Origin of the sequence: Maritalea porphyrae (assembly GCF_027213965.1) — a bacterium.
Lineage (GTDB): Bacteria > Pseudomonadota > Alphaproteobacteria > Rhizobiales > Devosiaceae > Maritalea > Maritalea porphyrae_A.
Genome location: NZ_JAPWGX010000006.1, coordinates 1 through 16,484, shown reverse-complemented (window position 1 = coordinate 16,484; position 16,484 = coordinate 1). Strand labels below are relative to the sequence as shown.

The following is a 16,484-nucleotide window of genomic DNA, read 5'->3' as shown; positions in this document are numbered from 1 at the left end:
ATGGAAATCAATGAAATTATCTGCATTTCGATGTTTGCCTCCTTTATTCTTTTGCTGTTCACAGGCTTTCCCGTTGCTTGGATTTTGGGTGGCTTAGCCGTCGCATTTACCGCGCTGGGTTGGTATTTGGGGGCCTTTACGAATGTATTGGCCAATAGTTTTTTCTATGTCGATTGGGCCTACAGTTCTGCAACAGTCGACCGGATTTGGGACGTGATGCACAATTGGGTGCTGGTTGCTTTGCCTATGTTTGTATTCATGGGGTTGATGCTTGACCGCTCAGGTTTGGCGTCCAAATTGCTTACGGATTTTGCCAAGCTTTTCGGCCGGGTAAGAGGCGGGTTGGCGGTAACCGTTGCGCTGATCGGTATCTTGTTGGCGGCATCGACGGGGATTATTGGTGCCTCTGTTGTGCTGTTGTCGGTTCTTGGATTGCCGGTGATGATGCAAGCGAACTATTCAAAGTCTTTTGCCTCTGGCGTTGTTTGTTCGGTGGGCACTTTGGGCATTCTTATCCCACCATCCATCATGCTTGTGTTGATGGCAGACCGGTTGGCAATTTCGGTGGGCGATTTGTTTTTGGGCGCATTGATCCCAGGTATTTTGCTGGGTTCAATCTATATCATTTACATCTTGGTGGTGGCGAACTTGTTTCCAAGTGTTGCACCTGCGCCAAAGGATGTGGAGCCGATTTCGGGCAAGATGGTGTGGCGTGTGTTTGTGGCGGTACTGCCGCCTGCAGGGCTTATCCTTGCGGTTCTCGGCTCAATTTTTGCGGGCATCGCCACGCCAACCGAAGCATCTGGCGTTGGCGCATTTGGCGCGCTTTTGTTGGCGCTATTTGCGGGCAAATTGAACTACAAGGTTTTGATGGAGGTGTGCCGCGAAACCACCAAAACCACAGCGTTTATTTTTGCTATCTTTTTGGGGGCGACTGCGTTCTCGCTCGTGTTCCGTGGTTTTGGCGGAGATGAGTTGATTGAGGGCGCTTTGCTTTCGCTTCCCTTTGGGCCAACGGGGATCATTATCACCATTCTCTTTTTCACCTTTTTGCTGGGCTTCTTTTTGGATTGGATTGAGATCACCCTGATCATTTTGCCGCTCGTCGGTCCGGTGGTGGCTGGTTTGGGTTTTGATTTGGTGTGGTTCACCGTAATGTTTGCCGTGTGCCTGCAGACGTCTTTTCTCACCCCACCGGTTGGCTTTGCTTTGTTCTATTTAAAGGGAACAGCGCCTGCCGGCATTAGTGTTCGTCACATTTATGCAGGTGTGTTGCCGTTTATTGGTTTGCAATTGCTGGGGCTTGTGCTTGTCTTTGTGTTTAAAGATCTGGTGACGTGGTTGCCTTCAATTGCATATGCAAATTAGCGGCGGAAAAAAACGATGACAGTTTCTATGTTGGATGGGTACAGCGGGCTAAGGGGCAAGCGCGCGCTGATAACCGGTGGCACGAGCGGCATTGGCCTTGGTGTTGCCACGCGCTTAAAAACGCTGGGTGCTGACGTGGTGATAAATAGCCATGAAAGCCCTGCTCAGGTGGCGGCTGTGCTTGAGCAAGTGAACACACTTGAAGGTCCAGAAATGGTTTTTGCCCCCGCGGATATGTCGGATCATTCATCCTTTGACGATTTGCTCGGGGCAATTGGTGCCGTGGACATTTTGGTCAACAATGTGGGCATTCAGCATGTGCAAGCGATCGCAGATTTTCCGGACGAAAAGTGGCAGCAAATATTAAACATCAACCTTTCTTCTGCGTTTTATCTGACCAAGCGTGTTTTGCCCGCCATGCAGTCTCGCAACTGGGGGCGCATCATCAATGTTGCTTCGGCCCACGGGCTGGTGGCTTCGCCTTTCAAGTCGGCTTATGTGGCAGCAAAACATGGGATATTGGGACTAACCAAAGCAACGGCGTTGGAACATGCTGAACACGGCATCACCTGCAATGCAATCTGCCCGGGATATGTTTGGACCCCATTGGTTGAACAGCAATTGGCAGACCAGTGCAAAGTGCATGGTATGAGTGAGCAAGATGTTATCCAAAACATCATGTTGCAACCTCAGCCCACCAAAAAATTTGTGCAGATTGAAGAGGTTGCAGAACTTGCCGGTTTCCTTTGTGGCGACCTTGCGCGCTCAATCACGGGTACATCTTTGTCAATAGATGGGGGCTGGACAGCGGGTTAGAACAGGGTTGAAATTTGATTGATCAATTCAATGATCAACAACCCAGCAGATAGGGCCGCCCCAAGCAAACCAAGATATTTCCAACGTTGCAGGCTTGGGTCTGCTTGTTTTCGGTTGCCGATGCGCCAAAGGGATATATTGACCAAGGTAAAAACCGTTAGAATGACGGCGGCGGTGGTGCGGGCCAAACCGCCAAGTGGGAACGTTAGCGCCAGAACGGTAATTAATACGGCGACACCAATGGTTGCGCGAATTGGGGTTTTTAGTTTTGGGTGCACATGGGACAAGCCTTGCGGGAGCATGCCCTCTTTGCTCATGCCAAATATCACCCGCGCACCCATAATGATTTGCACCAAAATACCATTGACCATGGCAATGGTTGCCGCCGCCGCAATCAACTCGCCACTGCCCCCGGTAAGTTGCGCGTACAAGGTGGCCAAAGGTGCTTTGGAGTGAGCGATGGCGGTCGGATCAGGAGCGGACACCGCAACAAGCGCCACAAGTGCGTAAATGATGACCGTGATGATCAAAGTGGCGATGATGGCGAGTGGTACATTGATGTGCGGATTTATGGTTTCTTCTGCCATGTTTTCAATATCTTCAAATCCGACAAAAGCAAAAAAAGCGAGCAGGGCTGCGGAGAAAATTGCGGGCCATATTTCAAAGCTGGACGGTGGCGCAAAAGCATCAACCCAATTGCTGGGTACGGTCAAACTGTTAGCGCCAAACCACACAATCAGAATGAGGGCGCCAAGTTCGATCGCTGTAATAATGGCTGCAAAAATTACACTTTGTGTGACGCCCAAACAGGCGATCAATGTTAATAGGGCAACAATGCCAATGACCAAAATTGGCGCGGGCAGTGGGATCAGTTGACCCAAATATCCTGCAAATGCAATGGCAATGACGGCGCTTGAAACAATGGCGGTGATGGTGACGCCAATGCCGACCAAGCGCCCCCAATTTTGCCCCATGCCGATGTTTACAAAAACGGCTTCACCAGCGGCGCGGGGATAAACCGCTGCCAATTTGGCGTAGGATAGGCCGGTGGCTGCTGCGATAATGCCCGCTAAAACGAACCCGATTGGGGCTTTGTTGCCTGCGATCGATATCGTCTCGCCAATAAGCGCAAAAATGCCTGCACCAATAGTGACGCCAACGCCGTAAAAAATCAGCAATGGCAATGTCAGCGTGCGTTTTAGTGTGGTTGATTGCTCTGACATTTCAAATTCCCCTATTTGTCTGCCCCAGCTTAACAGTATCAACCATAGTGGTTTTGATTCACCTCAAATTGCAAATGGATGCCGAAAGGTGAACAAGTTGCACTTGACATAGTTACGATTGAAACTAATCTGGGCGCGACTTAAATTTGAGCGAATAGGGGATGATCGCTTGACGGTTGCAAATTGGGGGTGCCTGAAGCGCCTGATGATTTGTAATTGGCAAGAGCTCATTTGTGCGAGGAGAAAACACATGGCAAAAGCATTCGCATCTACTGGAGATATGGCGGACAAAAAGATCTCGTTTACTGAGGTTGGGCGTGATCTGTACGCATTTACCGCTGAGGGCGATCCGAATACGGGGGTTGTTATTGGCGACGATAGCGTGATGATTATTGACGCGCAGGCAACGCCTCGGCTTGCCAACATGGTGGTCGAAAAGGTGCGCAGCGTCACCGATAAGCCGATTTCACATGTGGTTCTAACTCACTATCATGCGGTGCGTGTTTTGGGGGCTTCAGCCTATGGCGCGGGCCAAGTGGTGATGTCTGAAAAAGCGCGCTCGATGGTTGCAGAGCGTGGGCAAGAAGATTGGGATAGCGAATTTGGTCGGTTCCCACGCTTGTTTCAGGGACATGAAAGTATTCCTGGCCTCACCTGGCCAACCACAACTTTTAACAAGCGCATGTCGATTTATTTGGGCAAGCGTCGGGTCGACCTGATGCATTTGGGTCGTGCGCACACGGCGGGCGATATTGTTGCTTATGTGGGCGACGAGAATGTGATGTTTACCGGCGATATTGTTGAATATCATTCAGCTTGTTATTGCGGTGATGGACATTTCCACGATTGGACCAACACGATTGAAGCGATCCGCTCTTTTGACGTTGATGCGATTGCACCCGGGCGCGGTGATGCGCTGGTGGGCAAGAAGCTTGTGAATGCAGCGCTTGATAATACGTCCGATTTTGTACGCTCAACCTATCTGCCTGCAGCGCGCGTTGCCTTGCGCGGTGGTTCGCTCAAAGAAGCTTGGGATGCAGTTCGAGCGGCGTGCGATCCTAAGTTTGGCGACTATGCGATTTATGAGCATTGCCTTCCGTTCAATGTGTCGCGTGCATACGACGAGGCGTTGGATATTGATACACCGCGCATTTGGACCGCTGAGCGTGACATTGACATGTGGAACCAGTTGCAGGGCTAAGAACAGACGCAATCGTTCTTTTGGGGAGGAAGAATGACCAAAATTTTTGAAACACCGCTTTATCCATATAAACGTAGTGTGGATCAGGATGCCGGCGAGGTTGTTCGGCATCCGGTCGTTGTTGTTGGTGCGGGGCCGATCGGTTTAGGTGCTGCCATTGATTTGGCCATGCAAGACGTTCCGGTTGTTGTTGTTGACGACAACGACAAGGTAAGCTGGGGTTCGCGGGCCGTATGCTATGCGAAGCGGCCATTGGAGATTTTGGACCGGCTTGGCTGTGGTGACGAATTTGTCGACAAGGGTGTTTTGTGGAACTTGGGCAAAGTGTTCTTTGATGAACGCCAAGTCTATGATTTTGACCTGTTGCCAGAGGGCGGGCATAAGCGCCCCGCCTTCATTAATCTGCAGCAATATTATTTCGAGCAATATTTGGTGGAGCGGGCGTTTGAATTGCAACGTGAAGGCAAACCCATTGAAATTCGAGGGCGTAACAAAGTCACCCATGTGGACCAACAAGAAGATGGTGCAAGAATTTCAATTGAAACGCCTGACGGTCCTTACCAGCTCGATACAGACTGGCTGATTGTTTGTGACGGGGCTGCTTCGCCGATCCGGCAGATGCTCAACCTAGATTTTGACGGGCGGGTGTTTGAAGATAATTTCTTGATCGCTGATGTGATCATGGAAGCGGATTTTCCGGTGGAGCGTTGGTTCTGGTTTGATCCCCCGTTCAACCGAGGACAATCGGCACTGCTGCATTCTCAGCCGGATAATGTGTGGCGGATCGATTTGCAGCTTGGCTGGAACATCGACAAAGAAAAAGAAAAGCGCGAGGAAAATGTGATCCCGCGCCTAAAAGCCATGCTTGGCGAAGACGCTAAGTTTGAGATTGAGTGGGTGTCGATCTATACCTTCCAGTGTCGCCGGATGGAACAATTCCGCCATGGACATGTCATCTTTGCGGGTGACGCCGCGCACCAAGTTTCGCCTTTTGGGGCACGTGGTGCAAACTCCGGTTTGCAGGACACAGATAATCTGTGCTGGAAGCTCAAATTGGTGATGGACGGGCATGCGCCTGAAAGCTTGTTGGACAGTTATAACTGGGAACGGGTTTATGGTGCGGATGAGAATATTCTCAACTCCACCCGGTCAACCGACTTCATTACGCCAAAATCTGATGTGAGCCGCGCATTCCGCAATGCGGTTTTAGATTTGGCGGAGCATTATGAATTTGCACGCCCCTTGGTCAATTCAGGTCGTTTGTCGGTGCCAGCAATTTATGATGGGTCACCGCTGAATGGGGATGATGACGAAGCATTGCCGGTTGGCACGCGGCCTGGCGCGCCCTATGTGGATGCGCCCTTAGAAGGCGGATGGTTGGGTGATCAGTTGGGCAATAGGTTCCAATTGTTGGCGATCAATTGTGATGTACCTGAGATGTTGGATGTGTGTGGTATTGGGGTTGAAACCTTAAAGATCGATACGTCAAAACACGCCGATAAGGCGTTTGCAGAGCGTTATTTGGGCGCGCAGCCGTCAGCTGTTTATCTGATGCGACCTGATCAACATGTGGCGGCGCGTTGGTGCGCGTTTGATGAAACAAAAGTGCGCGCTGCAGTGGCACGTGCAACCGGACGCGGGTAGGGAAGAAGATGCTCAACACTAAGCCAAATATTGCAAAAGCGGATGATTTTTATGCTGACCTGCTGGCGTTGCATGAAGACAAAACCCCGAAAGAAAGCCAAGACATCAATGCGCGGTTGATCCTATTGTTGGCCAATCATATAGGCGACCGGGATGTGCTAAGAGCGGCGATGGAAGCTGCGGCGCATCCGGGGGGCTAATTCGCCGCGCAGTTAAGAGGGACCAGACATGGCATTTGAAGACCTCAAACTCAGACTAAAAGAGCTCTATCAACCGCCAAGCGATGAGTTTTCTCAGGTGCTTGTGCCAAACTTGCCTTTTGCGATGCTGGATGGGGCAGGCGATCCGACTGCTGGTGAATATGAAGCGGGATTAAAGTGGCTTTTTGCGGCCATTCAACCTATCCGCAAAGAGGCAAAAATAGTCATGGGCAAAGACTTTATTGAACCGCCGCTGGAAACACTTTGGTGGGCTGACGATATGAAGGATTTGATCGAAGGGAACCGCGATAGACTGAAGTGGCGGTTGATGATTCCGCTGCCTGATTGGCTTGAAGAAGACGCGTTTGCCCTTTCGTTGAAAAAAGTGGCTGAACAGCGAGGTCAGCGCCCACCAAAGGGCATGCGTATGGAAAGATTTGAAGAGGGTCTTTGTGTTCAAATCATGCATATTGGTCCGAACGAAGAGGTGCGTCCCACATTGGACCGGCTTTATCACGACTATTTGCCCGCGCAGGAACTAGAAGCTCACGGTCATTATCATGAAATCTATTTAGGTGATCCCAAACGAACAGCGCCGGAAAAGCGCAAAACTATTGTTCGACAGCCTGTTAGAGAGCTAGTGCGATAGGGCTTTGTTTTTTTGCTCTACAGTGCCTTGGTGGAAACGCATTTTCCATTCACCGCCGCGCTTTTGCCAAATCGAGGTGCGCTGGGTTGAGGTTTCCGGAATGCGATAATTCACGATCCAGGTGTCTTCGCTCAATTGTTTTGCGAAGAAGTTTTCAATAGATCTTGGGCCATCAAAACCCGGCTTTTCGCGCAAATGCTCGATGATGTTTGCTCGGGTGTAGCGGGTGCCAGAGGCGCCGACTTCTAGAAAATCTGATGTCAGCATATTCATCAGAAAATCCGTGTTGGCACGATTGTTGGGCGCAAGAATTGCGCGTTCTAGGTCTAATAGTGTTTGGTGCATTCTCATCGACATGTTTTTTCTTTAGCAGGCTCTTGAGTGTGTGCCAATTGATCTTTTGGCGAAAACGGCACTGTTCGTTTTTTAGCAAAAGCGAGTTCGATGAGGTGTGATTGACTAATTAGTCAGTCATACCTACATGGCTGGCATGGAAAAGAAAATGCCGACAAATGTTATTGTGTTCTCACCCGCCGAGTCACGTTCAACCAACAGCGCTGGGGGGCACGGTAAAAACAATAGCCACGCCAATGGGGCTGTGAATAAACGCGAGAAGTTGTTGGAAGCCGCGATTGAGCTTTTTGGGGCCAATGGGTTCTGGAACACTTCTACCGCCTCAATCGCTAAACACGCGGGCGTGGCAACGGGGACTTTGTTTAATCACTTTGCGTCAAAAGAGGCCCTTATCCGCGAGGTTTTGGTTTATCTTAAGCGCGAAATGATCAGCAAAGCTTCGGTTGGGTTTGACCCAAATGCTGACTTGCGGGATCAGCTTGAGCTGCTTTGGTATAATGGCCTGCGATGGGGCATGGCGAATTGGACACGGTTCTATCTGATGGAACAAATTCGTGTGTCTGAGCGCATTGGCAAAAGCGAACTGGATGCTATTGGTGCGCCCTACGAAGATATGATGACGCTTTTTACCCAAGGGGTTGAAGATGGTCGCTTGCAGCCTTTGGCGCCTGAATTGATCGCAGAATTGATGTTTCGGCAAGGCCAAGCAATCGTTGAATATTTATTGTGGAGCGAAGGGCTTACAAAAGCGGATCGCAATGCCCATTTGCAAACGGGTTTCGACGTTTTCTGGAACGGCATAATCAAACGATAACTAACTAAAAAGCATCAGCGGCACAAAGTGCTGTTCGCTGTTGACTGACTAATCAATCATTTTTGGAGTAAGCATGAGCAAAAGCAATATGCCATTTGGCAATCAGGGATGGGATTATAGTCGCACCCCGGACATGAGCAACAAAGTGGTTGTTATCACCGGCGGCAACTCTGGTATTGGATTTGAAGCAGCGAAAGTGTTGGTGGGTAAGGGCGCTCAGGTCACCATATTCTGCCGCAACGAGCAAAAGGCAAAAGAAGCAGTTGCAGAGATTGCAAAACACACCAACGACAAAGGGTCGATTGACTATATTTTGATGGATCTTGCTCGGCTTGATAGCGTGCGCAGCGCAGCTGATCTGTTTATTGCCAATCATGAAAAGTTAGATGTGCTTTTGAACAATGCGGGCTTGATGATGATCCCGACAAAAACACTTACTGAAGATGGTTTTGAAACCCAGTTTGGGGTCAATCATTTGGGCCATTTCTTGTTTGCGCAATTGCTCTATCCGTTGGTCGAGAAAGCACAAGGTCGGATTATTGCAGTTTCTTCGATTGCGCATATGTGGGGATTAAAGCGGATCAAGTTTGAAGATTTGAACTTTGATCATGGTTACAGCTCCACCGCAAGCTACGGGCAAAGCAAGCTGGCGAATATGTTGTTTGTTCATGAGCTGCAAAGGCGTTTAAAAACTGCGGACAGTGCGGTTAACGCCTATGTGGTGCATCCGGGATATGCAGATACCAATTTGCAGCGCACCGGGCCGGGCGGTATCGAAAAGTGGATGATGGTGGTGTTTGGACGGTTCTTTTCGCATCCGCCTTCGCATGGCGCAAAGTCTTTGGTCTTGGCCGCGGCTGACAAAGAGGCACAACCGGTCACTTTTTATGGCCCGGTCAAACGGGGTGGGTTAGGCGGTCCCGTGGGGATTTTCCCCATTGCGCCGCACGGTCAAGATATGGACGCCGCTGCAAAACTTTGGACCGTTTCTGAAGAGCTAACCGGCGCGAAGTGGGCGATCTAAAACAAATGGAGCGGTGGGGTGCCACCGCTCCGATTTAGCTTAGCTGGCGTTGATGAGTTTTGAGAGTTCGACAACCTTTTGGTCGACCAAGGCTTTGTCCCCACGTGCCTCAACATTGATGCGCAACAAAGGCTCTGTGTTGGAGGAGCGAACGTTAAAACGCCAATCATCAAACTCAATGCTCACCCCATCGATATGCTCGACCTTTAGCGCGTTGGGAGCATATGTTTTCTCGATTTCGGCCAAGATTGAAGGCGCATCATTTACGGTGAAGTTGATTTCGCCAGAGCAGGGGAATTTTGCGATCCGCTCTTCAACCATTTCTTTTAGGCTTTTGCCACTTGTTGAGATTTCGGAGACAATGGCCAACCAAGGCACCATGCCCGTGTCACAAAAGCTGAAGTCATCAAAATAGTGGTGGGCACTCATTTCGCCACCATAGATTGCGTTTTCTTCGCGCATGATTTGCTTAAAGAAGGCGTGCCCAGTTTTTGAAATGATGGGCACACCGCCCGCTGCTTGAACCACATCGATGGTGTTCCAGGTTAGGCGCGGATCGTAGACGATTTTGCCGCCAGGATTGTTGTGCAATAGCGTTTGAGCGATTAGCCCAACAAGGTAATAGCCTTCAACGAATTCCCCGGTGTGATCGTAAAAGAAACAGCGGTCAAAGTCCCCGTCCCATGCGATGCCGAGGTCGGCGCCATGTTCTTTTACGGCGTTGGCAGCTTTTGCGCGCTTTTCGGGCAATAATGGGTTTGGAATGCCATTGGGCAAATTGCCATCGGCTTCATGGTCTACCTTGATGAAGGTGAAGGGCAAATGCTCTTCAAGCAAATCAATAATTGAGCCCGCGCAACCATTGCCCGCGTGACAAACGATTTTTAGCGGTTTGAGCGCAACGCCATCAACCTGATTAAGCAAACGCTGGATATAGGGCGCGCGGTCCAACTGGGGCAATTTTTTGCCGCGGTTTTCGTATGAAACCGGGGTGAACGGGGTATCGCTCATCACAAGTTCTTCAAGCGGACCAAGTGCGTTATCCCTTGTGGCCGCATGCGCGCCTTTAAGCACCATTTTGATGCCATTATAATTTTGCGGGTTGTGACTGGCGGTTACCATCAAACCACCATCTGCACCGGATGTGTCTGTGTGAAAATACACTTCTTCGGTTCCACATTGGCCAACCGGGAGCACATTGACGCCGCTGTCCATTAAGCCTTGTGAAATTGCATCGGCAAATGGTGCACTGTCCAAACGCATGTCATGCCCAACAACAACCGAGTTTGCTTTGAGCAAATGGGCAACGGCTTGACCGAAACGATAGGCGAACGGCACGTTCATTTGGTCTGGAATTAAGCCACGGACGTCATAGGCTTTAAACGGGGAGTTGGACATAGTTGCTCACTCAACTTATTCAATGGACGGGCTACTTTTACCCCAATTTCGTTAATCGAAACTGGTGGCAATGGACGAATGTTTGTCAAATATGTGCAATCGACAATTATAGCAAGTTCTAGGCCTCAAACCGTCGCTCAATCGCATCGAGTGCGCGCAGTAAAAGTTGTGCGTCTTGATCTCCGATTGATTGGATGAATTTCTCTTCAAAAACGTTGGCAACGTTCACTAAGTCTTTGTAGGTGGCTTGCCCGGTGGTTGTTAGTTCAAGGTGTTCTAGGCGGCGGTCTGTTGGGTCTTGTGTGCGTTTGACCCAGCGCCGTTTTTCAAGGGCGAATACAGCACGCGAAACCTTGGTTTTGTGCATGGGAGAATGATTGCAGATTTCGCGGGCAGTGATGGTGCCAAATTGGCCGATGGTCGCAAAGGTTCGCCATTCGGGGCGGGTCAGCCCATAGCGTTTTTTGTATTCTTGTGCAAACTTTTGGCTGACCTTTTCCGAGGCTTGGTTGAGCCGGTAGGGCAAAAACTTCTCTAAAGCGAGGATGTCGGCATTTTTGATGTTTGAATCGTCCATTGTATAATTCTCCCTCGTTTGATAGTTACATAATAGATGGTTACATGTGCAACCACAATTTTGCCTTTGGAAAAGATAGATAGGGTCCAACGGTGCCATTATGAGCAAAAACGATCTTCAATATATGCCCGGTTTCGGCAATGACTTTGAAACCGAAGCCTTGCCCGGCGCGTTGCCGCAGGGGCAAAATAGCCCGCAGAAATGCGCTTATGGGCTTTATGCAGAGCAATTGTCTGGTTCGCCATTTACCGCGCCGCGCGGCACAAATGAGCGCTCGTGGCTGTATCGCATTCGCCCAAGCGTAAGGCACACCACGCGGTTTAAGCCGTTTGATCTGCCGCTTTGGAAAACTGCGCCCCACCAGATGAATGGGGAAATGCCGATCGGGCAAACCCGCTGGGACCCCATTCCCATGCCTGAAGAAAGAACAGATTTCTTAGCCGGGGTTAAAACCATTACGACGGCGGGGGACGTTTTCACCCAAGTGGGGATGGCGAGCCACGTTTATGCGTTTAACGCCTCGATGGAAGACGACCATTTCTTCAATGCAGATGCTGAATTATTGCTGGTGCCAGAAATTGGTAGCCTGCACATTTTCACCGAAATGGGAAAGTTTGACGTGGCGCCGGGCGAGATTGTGGTGATCCCGCGCGGCATGGTGTTTAAGGTCAGTGTTGAGGGGCCATCGCGCGGTTATATGTGTGAAAACTATGGCGCGAAATTCACCCTGCCAGATCGCGGCCCAATTGGGGCGAACTGTTTGGCCAACCCGCGTGATTTTAAAACACCGGTGGCTGCATATGAAGAAAAAGACACACCTTGTCGGGTGATTGTGAAGTGGTGCGGAAAGTTTTACGAAACTGAAATCCCCCATTCGCCACTCGACGTTGTGGCCTGGCACGGCAATTACACGCCATATAAATACGACCTGGCGACCTATTCGCCAGTTGGGTCGATCTTGTTTGACCATCCTGATCCTTCAATTTTCACGGTATTGACTGCGCCTTCGGGGGAAGACGGTACGGCGAACATTGATTTTGTGATCTTCCCGCCGCGCTGGTTGGTGGCTGAACATACGTTCCGCCCCCCTTGGTATCACCGCAATATTATGAGCGAATTCATGGGCCTTATTCACGGTCAATATGACGCGAAAGAAGAGGGCTTTGTGCCCGGCGGCATGAGCTTGCACAATATGATGTTGCCGCATGGGCCGGATGCTGGTGGTTTTCACAAAGCCTCAACCGCTGACTTGAAACCGCAAAAACTCGACAATACGATGGCGTTTATGTTCGAAACCCGCTTCCCTCAGCTGTTGACGGAATATGCGGCGACGCTAGAAACGACACAAGACAATTACATTGATTGCTGGGCTGATTTGAAGAGCCATTTTGATGGCACCCCAGAAGGAAAGTGGGACTGATCTATGAAACTTGCAACTCTTTCAAACCAATCGCGTTATGGCGAATTGGTGGTGGTAAGCCGTGATTTGACGCGCTATTTGAGCGCACAAGATGTGGCCAAAACCATGCGCGATGCGATTGATAATTGGGCCGGCGTTGAAGCAGGTCTTCAAGCCCTTTCTGATAAGATCAATGCTGACGCCAGTGTTGGCGATGCGTTTGATGCAACCAAAGCCATGGCACCATTACCAAACCCAAGCCAGTGGGCGGATGGGTCGGCTTATGTGAACCATGTTGAATTGGTGCGCAAAGCACGCGGCGCAGATTTGCCCGCAAGTTTTTGGGAAGACCCCTTGATGTATATGGGCGCACCAGACGCAATGCTTGGCGCAAACCAGAATGTTGAAGTTGGCTCCGAGAGTTGGGGCATCGATATGGAAGCGGAAATCGGCGTGATCTGTGATGATTTGCCGATGGGTATTTCGCCTGAGGCTGCCGCTGACAAAATCAAATTGATCGTGTTGCTCAATGATGTGAGCTATCGCGCTTTGATCCCCGGGGAACTGGCAAAAGGCTTTGGGTTTTTCCAAAGTAAAGGCGCAACAGCGTTTGCACCCGTTGCGGTGACCCCAGACGAGTTGGGCGATCATTGGGCCGACGGCAAAGTGCATCGCGATATGTTGGTGCATTATAATGGCGATGCTTTCGGCAAGGCCAATGCGGGCGTTGATATGACGTTCAATTTCCCCAAAATCGTGTCGCATGCGGCCAAAACGCGCCACGTTGCCGCTGGAGCGATCATCGGGTCCGGCACCGTGTCGAACAAAGATAAAGACGGCACACCGGGCAAGCCCGTGCGTGATGGCGGCTTGGGCTATTCGTGCATTGCGGAAATCCGTATGATTGAAACCATCAACGATGGCGCGCCAAAAACTGAATTTATGAAGTTCGGTGACCAAGTGCGCATTGAAATGCTCAACGATGATGGCAGCACAATCTTTGGTGCTATTGATCAGCAAATCGTCAAATTCGGCTAAAATACTTGGAGCGCCAATATGTCGGAGACACTTTTGTCTGACGTGATTTTATACAATTATTGGCGCTCTTCTGCGGCCTATCGGGTGCGCATTGCTTTGGCCTTGTGTGGTGTTGAGTATGAAGTGGTTGATGTAAACTTGCTTGAGGGGGCGCATAAGGGTGAATCTTATCACCTGCTCAACCCGCAGGGTTTGGTGCCGACCATCGAACTTGACGGTATGTTGCTCACCCAATCCGTTGCGATTATCGAATATTTGGCCGAAATGCACCCAGATCAGGGGCTGATGCCAGGAAATGCGCTGGATCGTCAGCGTGTGCGGGCACTAAGCCACGCTATTGCGATGGATATTCACCCCGTGTGTAATTTGGGTGTGACCCAGCATATCACCAAGACATTCGGTGTTGGCAAAGACGCGGTGCGCGATTGGTTTCACCACTTCATCGGCCAAGGCTTGCACGCCTATGAAGGCATGCTGCTCCAACAATCAGACTCTAAGTTTTCCTTTGGCGACAGTCCAACCATGGCCGATACGTGCTTGATGCCGCAGCTCTATAATGCGCGGCGTTGGGACGTTGACTTGTCGACTTGCGAACGCATTCTCGCCATCGAAGAAAACTGCAAGCAGCATCCCGCGTTTCAGGCTGCCCACCCGGATATGTTCGCGCCAAAGGGGTGAAGCTGGAAGGGCTTTGGAGTGCCTAAATCGGGATACATTGGCCCCATTTTTTGATAGGAGTTATGCTAGACTGAGGCCGATAAGCATCAAAAGGGAAGCTGCAATGATCAGACGAGAGGTATTGATGACCGGCGCCGCGTTTTGTGCAGCCGGTCTGTTGGGAGGTCATGCAATGGCTGAAAATCAAGCTGGTTTGCTGGTGCCACCAGAAGAAAGCCTGCACGAACGCACATTTATGCAGTGGCCGGTAAACCGAGAAGTTCATCCGGAAAAAGCATTTCTTGATCTCTTGCAGAACACCATTGCCGACATTGCCAACACAATCGTCGAGTTTGAACCGGTGGTTATGCTCGCTGCGAAAAAAGATCACGCCAATGCAAGGCGCTACCTTTCTGAGGCCATTGAACTTTGGGATATTCCCACTGAGGATTTGTGGTGCCGTGACTCAGGGCCTCTTTTTGCAAAACAAGCGAATGGGAAGCTCGCCATTTCACATCTCCAGTTTAATGGTTGGGGCGCAAAACAGGTGCACAAACACGATGGGTTGGTGGCAAAACGCATCGCAGAAAAGCTGGGCATCCCCTTAGTCGCAAGCGGATTGCAAGGCGAAGCCGGTGGTGTCGAACATGATGGTCATGGACTGTTGATGGCGCATGAAAGTTCGTGGGTGAACGAGAATCGCAATGCTGGCAAGTCCCGAGAATATATTGAGCAAAAATTGCTCGCCGCTTACGGCGCACAGCGCATGATTTGGTCGCCCGGTGTTTGGGATCAGGATATCACCGATTACCACATCGACAGTCTGGCCCGCTTTACTGGCCCAGGCAGAGTTCTCATAAATTTGCCGGACGATCCTGATTTGACAGATCCATTTCACCTCGCCGCATTAGACACGCATGACCGTTTGGTTGCCGCCAAGCTGGATGTAACAATTATTCCAGAACCCAAAAAGCGGCGGGTCAATAGCATCGACTTTGTAGCGTCTTATGCGAATTATTATGTTTGCAATGGCGGTGTGATTGCAGCGCAATTTGGTGACAAAGAAACAGATGATATTGCCGTTGAGACGCTGAAAAATCACTATCCCAACCGAGAAGTGATCACCCTAAATGTGGACGCCCTTGGTGAGGTCGGTGGTGGTATTCATTGTGCAACTCAACAAATGCCAGCTCTATGAACTGGTTCTCTAGACACGCAAACCTAATTGAAGCAGGCGCGGCGGCCATAACCGCATTGGTGGCCCTTGCGGCATTGATTGGCGTTAAAGTTCAGTTGGATGCCACTGACTTGCAGCAACGTACACAATCTGCGCGCGATGCATATCGCTCACATTTGGCATTGGCCAGCACCTCGCCAGATTTCGCCAGTCCAACTGCAGCATGCCAGCTGTTGTCGAGCAACAACGCTGGCGCATATGCAGCATTCGTTGACCATCTCCTTTACTCAGCGGAGCAAATGCTGGAAGTTGAACCGGGTTGGGAGGACACATTTGTCCAGGCTTTGTTGCCCCACTCAGAATACATGTGTTCCGAAATTGCACCTACTGGCAGTACATTGGAAACCAAGCGCTTGCTCAGCGGGTTTAAGGCGCAATATTGCACCAACGTAATCCCATGCCTTTAAAGAACAAAACTTTCGGAAAATGCGCTCATTTGATTTAGCCCCTAATTCTGTGTTGTGAAATTTTTCCATGTCTACTTTGGGCTCGGAGCGGCCGTTTCTAAAAATCTTATCCCCGCACATTTCCACTCACCCTATAATGATCGCAGCTTTCTTGAAGACCCTGCGGACAGCGGACGCGTTGTTGGGGTCGTGTGGAGTTTGTTTGGTTGTTGGTGGATGATCCGGCGGTGTGTTGAAAGTGAGTAGGTCCCGCATCAAGTGCGGGACGGTGCGAGACGGAAGGCGTAATTGTCCAACCCAACCGCACCACCCCGGACTTGATCCGGGGTCAACTGCAATCATCCCAACACGGGTGTAATGCACCAACAGGCGGGGGTGCCGGGGAAAGCCCTGAAAGGGCCGACGGCGGCGTGAAAGACCCGGGGGCCAGTCGAGCAGCCGAAAGGCTGCGACGGCGGCACGCAAAACCCTCATAAAG

17 protein-coding genes are annotated in these 16,484 nt (G+C 50.5%); 13 read left to right on the top strand and 4 right to left on the bottom strand.

The features are described from left to right. On the top strand, positions 1 to 1,368 hold the full coding sequence (locus O4H47_RS15900) for a TRAP transporter large permease (protein WP_269395005.1): 1,368 nt from the start codon (positions 1 to 3) through the stop codon (positions 1,366 to 1,368). Positions 1,369 to 1,383: 15 nt separating this feature from the next. Next, positions 1,384 to 2,184, top strand: a complete 801-nt coding sequence (locus O4H47_RS15895) for a 3-hydroxybutyrate dehydrogenase (protein ID WP_269395004.1) — start codon at positions 1,384 to 1,386, stop codon at positions 2,182 to 2,184. On the opposite strand, the gene O4H47_RS15890 is transcribed toward O4H47_RS15895, so the two are convergent. Further along, positions 2,181 to 3,407, bottom strand: coding sequence for an APC family permease (locus tag O4H47_RS15890; RefSeq protein ID WP_269395003.1), 1,227 nt, complete (start codon positions 3,405 to 3,407; stop codon positions 2,181 to 2,183). The two genes, O4H47_RS15895 and O4H47_RS15890, sit on opposite strands and share 4 nt — an antisense overlap. 250 nt (positions 3,408 to 3,657) lie before the next feature. On the opposite strand from O4H47_RS15890, the gene O4H47_RS15885 reads away from it, so the two are divergent. The 4 genes from O4H47_RS15885 to O4H47_RS15870 are packed head-to-tail and all read left to right on the top strand — an operon-like array spanning position 3,658 to position 7,101. After that, complete coding sequence (locus tag O4H47_RS15885) at positions 3,658 to 4,608, top strand: MBL fold metallo-hydrolase (RefSeq protein WP_269395002.1); 951 nt, start codon at positions 3,658 to 3,660, stop codon at positions 4,606 to 4,608. A 33-nt stretch (positions 4,609 to 4,641) separates the two neighbouring features. After that, the gene (locus O4H47_RS15880) at positions 4,642 to 6,252 is read left to right on the top strand and encodes an FAD-dependent oxidoreductase (protein WP_269395001.1); all 1,611 of its coding nucleotides are present in this window, start codon (positions 4,642 to 4,644) and stop codon (positions 6,250 to 6,252) included. Between the two features lie 8 nt (positions 6,253 to 6,260). Next, the gene (locus tag O4H47_RS15875; protein WP_269395000.1) at positions 6,261 to 6,452 is read left to right on the top strand and encodes a DUF2783 domain-containing protein; all 192 of its coding nucleotides are present in this window, start codon (positions 6,261 to 6,263) and stop codon (positions 6,450 to 6,452) included. Between the two features lie 28 nt (positions 6,453 to 6,480). Further along, on the top strand, positions 6,481 to 7,101 hold the full coding sequence (locus O4H47_RS15870) for a GyrI-like domain-containing protein (RefSeq protein WP_269394999.1): 621 nt from the start codon (positions 6,481 to 6,483) through the stop codon (positions 7,099 to 7,101). Here the strand turns inward: O4H47_RS15870 and O4H47_RS15865 are convergent. Beyond that, positions 7,090 to 7,458, bottom strand: coding sequence for a nuclear transport factor 2 family protein (locus O4H47_RS15865; protein ID WP_269394998.1), 369 nt, complete (start codon positions 7,456 to 7,458; stop codon positions 7,090 to 7,092). The two genes, O4H47_RS15870 and O4H47_RS15865, sit on opposite strands and share 12 nt — an antisense overlap. Positions 7,459 to 7,603: 145 nt before the next feature. On the opposite strand from O4H47_RS15865, the gene O4H47_RS15860 reads away from it, so the two are divergent. Beyond that, a complete protein-coding gene (locus O4H47_RS15860; RefSeq protein ID WP_269394997.1) occupies positions 7,604 to 8,269 on the top strand; it encodes a TetR/AcrR family transcriptional regulator in 666 nt (221 codons plus the stop codon). 73 nt (positions 8,270 to 8,342) lie between these two features. Beyond that, positions 8,343 to 9,293 carry an oxidoreductase gene (locus O4H47_RS15855; RefSeq protein WP_269394996.1) on the top strand — a complete coding sequence of 317 codons (951 nt, stop codon included), beginning with the start codon at positions 8,343 to 8,345 and terminating at the stop codon, positions 9,291 to 9,293. Between the two features lie 39 nt (positions 9,294 to 9,332). Here O4H47_RS15855 and O4H47_RS15850 read toward each other — a convergent pair whose 3' ends face one another. Both O4H47_RS15850 and O4H47_RS15845 read right to left on the bottom strand, forming a co-directional pair. After that, complete coding sequence (locus tag O4H47_RS15850; RefSeq protein WP_269394995.1) at positions 9,333 to 10,691, bottom strand: phosphomannomutase; 1,359 nt, start codon at positions 10,689 to 10,691, stop codon at positions 9,333 to 9,335. 118 nt (positions 10,692 to 10,809) lie between these two features. Then, a complete protein-coding gene (locus O4H47_RS15845; protein ID WP_269394994.1) occupies positions 10,810 to 11,268 on the bottom strand; it encodes a MarR family winged helix-turn-helix transcriptional regulator in 459 nt (152 codons plus the stop codon). Between the two features lie 100 nt (positions 11,269 to 11,368). Here O4H47_RS15845 and hmgA point away from each other — a divergent pair, with 100 nt between their 5' ends. The 5 genes from hmgA (at position 11,369) to O4H47_RS15820 (ending at position 16,006) form a co-directional block, all read left to right on the top strand. Continuing rightward, positions 11,369 to 12,688 (top strand): homogentisate 1,2-dioxygenase, encoded by a 1,320-nt coding sequence (gene hmgA, locus O4H47_RS15840; RefSeq protein ID WP_269394993.1) that lies wholly within the window; start codon positions 11,369 to 11,371, stop codon positions 12,686 to 12,688. Positions 12,689 to 12,691: 3 nt separating this feature from the next. Then, positions 12,692 to 13,705, top strand: coding sequence for a fumarylacetoacetate hydrolase family protein (locus tag O4H47_RS15835; protein ID WP_269394992.1), 1,014 nt, complete (start codon positions 12,692 to 12,694; stop codon positions 13,703 to 13,705). A gap of 18 nt (positions 13,706 to 13,723) precedes the next feature. Beyond that, entirely contained in the window at positions 13,724 to 14,383 is a 660-nt protein-coding gene (maiA, locus tag O4H47_RS15830; protein ID WP_269394991.1) for a maleylacetoacetate isomerase, read from the top strand. 172 nt (positions 14,384 to 14,555) lie between these two features. Beyond that, entirely contained in the window at positions 14,556 to 15,560 is a 1,005-nt protein-coding gene (locus O4H47_RS15825; protein WP_269394990.1) for an agmatine deiminase family protein, read from the top strand. Then, positions 15,557 to 16,006 carry a hypothetical protein gene (locus O4H47_RS15820; protein WP_269394989.1) on the top strand — a complete coding sequence of 150 codons (450 nt, stop codon included), beginning with the start codon at positions 15,557 to 15,559 and terminating at the stop codon, positions 16,004 to 16,006. Before O4H47_RS15825 ends, O4H47_RS15820 begins: the two co-directional genes overlap by 4 nt. The last annotated feature ends 478 nt before the right edge of the window (positions 16,007 to 16,484 follow it).